Raw genomic sequence first — 3679 nt, 5'->3', positions numbered from 1 at the left:
GTTAAGTATTTTTTATACACGACAGATATAGCGTTGAGATGATTACCGTTGCGAAACGCCATATCTGCTTAAAGACTTTCCATTTATATAGATTGTCCGTAACTACGAATTAATCCAGTTTGTGAAATTCCGTACATGATAAAATAGGCATGTAGTCTTCCTGGCTCGCAATACCCACTACCGCTACATTTTCGTCAAGCCGAATGATTCCCAGGCACATTTTTCGGATCATACTGTTTGCAACCATTTACTAACCGGGAATATGGTTTTATTCCCTGTTAATAAGCAATTTCCTTACTTAGCTAATAAAACCACCTATCTCAAATGTGATAGTCAGACTGTCTATAAAAATTAGTAAGTATATTTCTTGAAATATAACACTAATAAAACGCTTCATTAGCAACTAACAATTCATAAATGCCCTGGATGGTTGCTAATAACATTTTAATCCTTTCTAAAAAAGCCAATATAATCAGTAAAAATGATTAGACAACTGTTCAGTTTCCTGTAGCGAGAAAAAAAATTGATCGTTGGTAGTGTTACTTTTTATTGAAGCAGGTCAATGAAAATAACGAATAAATTAATAATATATCTACTGAATTAGCTTATATTCCCTCGATTTCTGCTATTCCAGCAACAAGAGCAACATTTATGGTCAGAAACATATTGGCTTTTTGATAACTACTTTTACGCTCTTTCAAATTTACGTTGTTTGTTGAGGTTTATGCTTAAAATAAAATGATTTGTGCATTTAGTTATTGGTAGCTCTGGCGCATGAGAAAATAATTAGGACCGATAGACCTTAAAACATCAGGATTAAATTAAAGGGATATCACATGAAAATAGAAAAGCTATTCGAGTCTGGTCTCAGAGGATTGGTTCTACTTGTGATCGGGACAGTGGGTTTATTGACTATTATTGGTTCCAATGGTGGGGGTGGTGGAGGCCCAAGCACTGGCACCGTATCGATTACCAGCCCATATGATGCTTCCGGTTTGCCTGATACAGGCACTTTAGAAGTCAGTGTATTTGTCGATGGTAGCTCAACCGCTGCTATTTCCCGCACTATAGATACTCTCTCGGCATCAGTAACCATTGACGTTCAGGTTGCGGCCGGCACCCATACTTTTAGCATCGTGTTTGAATACACAGATCCAGTGTTTGCAGGCCCCTACCAGGTTGGTGCTGCGACATCAGCGGGGATAGATGTAATCGCAGGCTCTACTCATCCCTATGTTTTTATCGATACAGATTTTTCTTATCAGGATTTTGACAGTGATGGACTGACAAATCTAGCAGAAATGCATTCGAGTATGCGAACGAATCCAGCAGACTCAAAATGTATATTAGATAAATCGATATTAGATGGTTGTACCCTGGGTTAATAATTAACTACCTGGAGGAGTAGTGACATGAATATCAGAGATAATATGTTACGAACAGGAATTAAAATTTTTATTCTATGTTTTTGCGGTGCAGTCTGGCTAGTACAGGCGGGGGAAATAACTTACCCGGATAATTCATTTGGTTCGGGAGACACTTTGAACGCAAGTGACTTAAATGACAAATTTAATGAAATAAAAACTCAAGTAAATGACAATAACGCAAGAACTACTACCAATGCCAGCGATATATCAAACAACGCGACTGACATTTCCGGTGTGGACAACGCATTAGCTGATCTGGCGGTAATCAGTGCGTTATTCGCAGGTGACGGTAGTGCCGGCACTCTCAACATAACTGCTAACTCGAATTGGGTTTCCAGCAACCCGGCAAATATCAATTTTACCGACTGCTCCATTGCTGCCGGATTTACATTAATGGTTTCTGCAGGTACCGTGATCCGCTGCACGGGTGATTTTACCAATGACGGAACTATAACCGTCGCGCCCGCAGGTAATAATAGCGTGTTTGGTCTTCATTCCCAGGGTTCTTACAGCATGCGTTCGCCAGGAGCAGGTGATGCATACTCGCCGGCCGGCCAACCCGGCTTTTCCCGTGATTTTGTCACCACCCCCATTACCCTGGTTGGAGGAGCTGAGAGTGTTGGTATACCTCAAAGCGTGGCCGTTTCTTCCTGGAATCGATTTCGAATTGGCGGCAGCGCAGGCAGCGCGCACCAGTCGGGCTCAAGTGGTTCTGGTGGAGGATTGGTGAAAATTTTGGTCAGAGGAGCGATTATAAACAATGGGCAGATCTCGGCAGACGGCGTTAGTGGTAGTCAAGGCGGTGGAGGCGGAGGAGGTATTGTCGTTGTGGCATCGCTAACTTCGGTTACGAACGCCAGCGGCGCTACTATAGAAGCTAACGGTGGTGCAGGGAGTAGTTTTCAGGCCAACAACGGCGCAGCCGGAGGCGGTGGCGGCGGAATTGTGGTTATGATAGCCCCTACTATTGATAATTCCGGCACGGTGAGCGTAACAGGAGGCTCGGCAGGTGCGTCAGATCCTACAGCGGGAGCGGTGAATATCGCGCAAAGCTCCGGCGGCGGTGGTGGCGGAGCGTGTGGCGGAAACGGTGGTACCGGTGGATCTGTTGCATCAACAGGAGAAGCGAATGCAGCCTCAGCTGGTAGTGATGGTTACGTCATTGAATTGACCGCCAATCCTGCAACCATGCTGTAGCCAGTTTTTAAATGCATAGCTGCATTAGTAAAAGTCAAATTTATGGAATAATACTTACAAGCAATTATAGGAAGTAATTGTTCTCTAATCTCATTTTTGCTTATTTGCTGAATATGAGTATTTTTGATTCGCTGTAACGAAGAATGTGCAACGCGAGTTGTACCTGTTTACGAAAATTAGTGCATATGTTTTCTATTTAATGGAATGCAACACGCGTCCACTTCAAAATTCGTATTAGTCTTTTAACCTATCATTGTAAGCTTTCACTACCGCTTCAAGCCGAACATAAATATGCAAGATAGTTATGATAATGTTTGAATGTATAGGAAAGATTAGCGCGCTATTGTTTTTCTGCTGGTATATTTGTAACTGTGCTTTGTTTGTAATGTAATGGATTACATTCTTTAATAGTTACTTTCCCCTCCAGTAAATTCCCGCGTGAATACTCGCTGAAGTGGCAGGTGTTCGTTTGAGGGTCATAGTTTTCTATCCATAGATTGTCGTCTTTCCAGGTTGCTGCGATGTGGAGTTGACCTGCAGGAACTTTAATAGTCATTACACCACCATAACGTTTGACAAAGATTTGCTGGAAATGGAAGTAATAGGCACCAAATCCAATAACCAGTATTACGACACTGGAGATAAGCGCGGGTTTCCACTGCTGGTATTTACCTCCCAGGATAAAAAGCACTGCACCCATCAATGCGATAACAACTAACCAGTAAAAATAAGTAATCACCGATTTATCCTCACTTTTGTGGCCTGATAATTCCGCTGCTATTCAGCAGGATCAGACGGCCTGTTTAGAATACTCCAATTAACATGTATAAAGATCACTGTAGTAGACAGTGTAATGTACTGGTCTGTAATGATGAAGGATAATGCTGCGTAGAATACTTGTTGATTTTTAACCAATGCGCGAAATTTCGGCCTGTCCATCATTTTCACGCTCGTAGTGTTGATGCGATTATGGAATTGTCCAGTTAAACTATGCCTGGTTAAATTTGGAAAAGTTTATCGATTTGTAGTACACAGGCAATCAGGTCAGAATTAGT

4 protein-coding genes are annotated in these 3679 nt (G+C 42.1%); 2 read left to right on the top strand and 2 right to left on the bottom strand.

Going from position 1 to position 3679, the window contains the following annotated elements; genetic code table 11:
- Positions 1–109 precede the first annotated feature (109 nt).
- Entirely contained in the window at positions 110–232 is a 123-nt protein-coding gene (locus tag ACWVCM_RS06285; protein WP_455200872.1) for a hypothetical protein, read from the bottom strand.
- Between the two features lie 604 nt (positions 233–836).
- Between ACWVCM_RS06285 and ACWVCM_RS06280 the strand changes: the two genes are divergently transcribed.
- Together ACWVCM_RS06280 and ACWVCM_RS06275 are read left to right on the top strand one after the other, a co-directional pair.
- Positions 837–1385 (top strand): hypothetical protein, encoded by a 549-nt coding sequence (locus tag ACWVCM_RS06280; protein WP_455200871.1) that lies wholly within the window; start codon positions 837–839, stop codon positions 1383–1385.
- Positions 1386–1412: 27 nt separating this feature from the next.
- Positions 1413–2624, top strand: coding sequence for a hypothetical protein (locus tag ACWVCM_RS06275; RefSeq protein ID WP_455200870.1), 1212 nt, complete (start codon positions 1413–1415; stop codon positions 2622–2624).
- 340 nt (positions 2625–2964) lie between these two features.
- Here the strand turns inward: ACWVCM_RS06275 and ACWVCM_RS06270 are convergent, their stop codons facing one another.
- Entirely contained in the window at positions 2965–3363 is a 399-nt protein-coding gene (locus ACWVCM_RS06270) for a hypothetical protein (RefSeq protein ID WP_455200869.1), read from the bottom strand.
- Between the last annotated feature and the right edge of the window lie 316 nt (positions 3364–3679).

It is taken from the genome of Kaarinaea lacus, from assembly GCF_975902315.1.
Note: the sequence above shows the minus strand (reverse complement) of the source record. Positions and strands in the feature narration are given on the sequence as shown.

Coding starts and splice junctions, on each gene's coding strand:
- ACWVCM_RS06280 (WP_455200871.1), top strand. CDS start 837: ATGAAAATAGAAAAGCTATTCGAGTCTGGTCTCAGAGGATTGGTTCTA.
- ACWVCM_RS06275 (WP_455200870.1), top strand. CDS start 1,413: ATGAATATCAGAGATAATATGTTACGAACAGGAATTAAAATTTTTATT.
- ACWVCM_RS06285 (WP_455200872.1), bottom strand. CDS start 232: ATGATCCGAAAAATGTGCCTGGGAATCATTCGGCTTGACGAAAATGTA.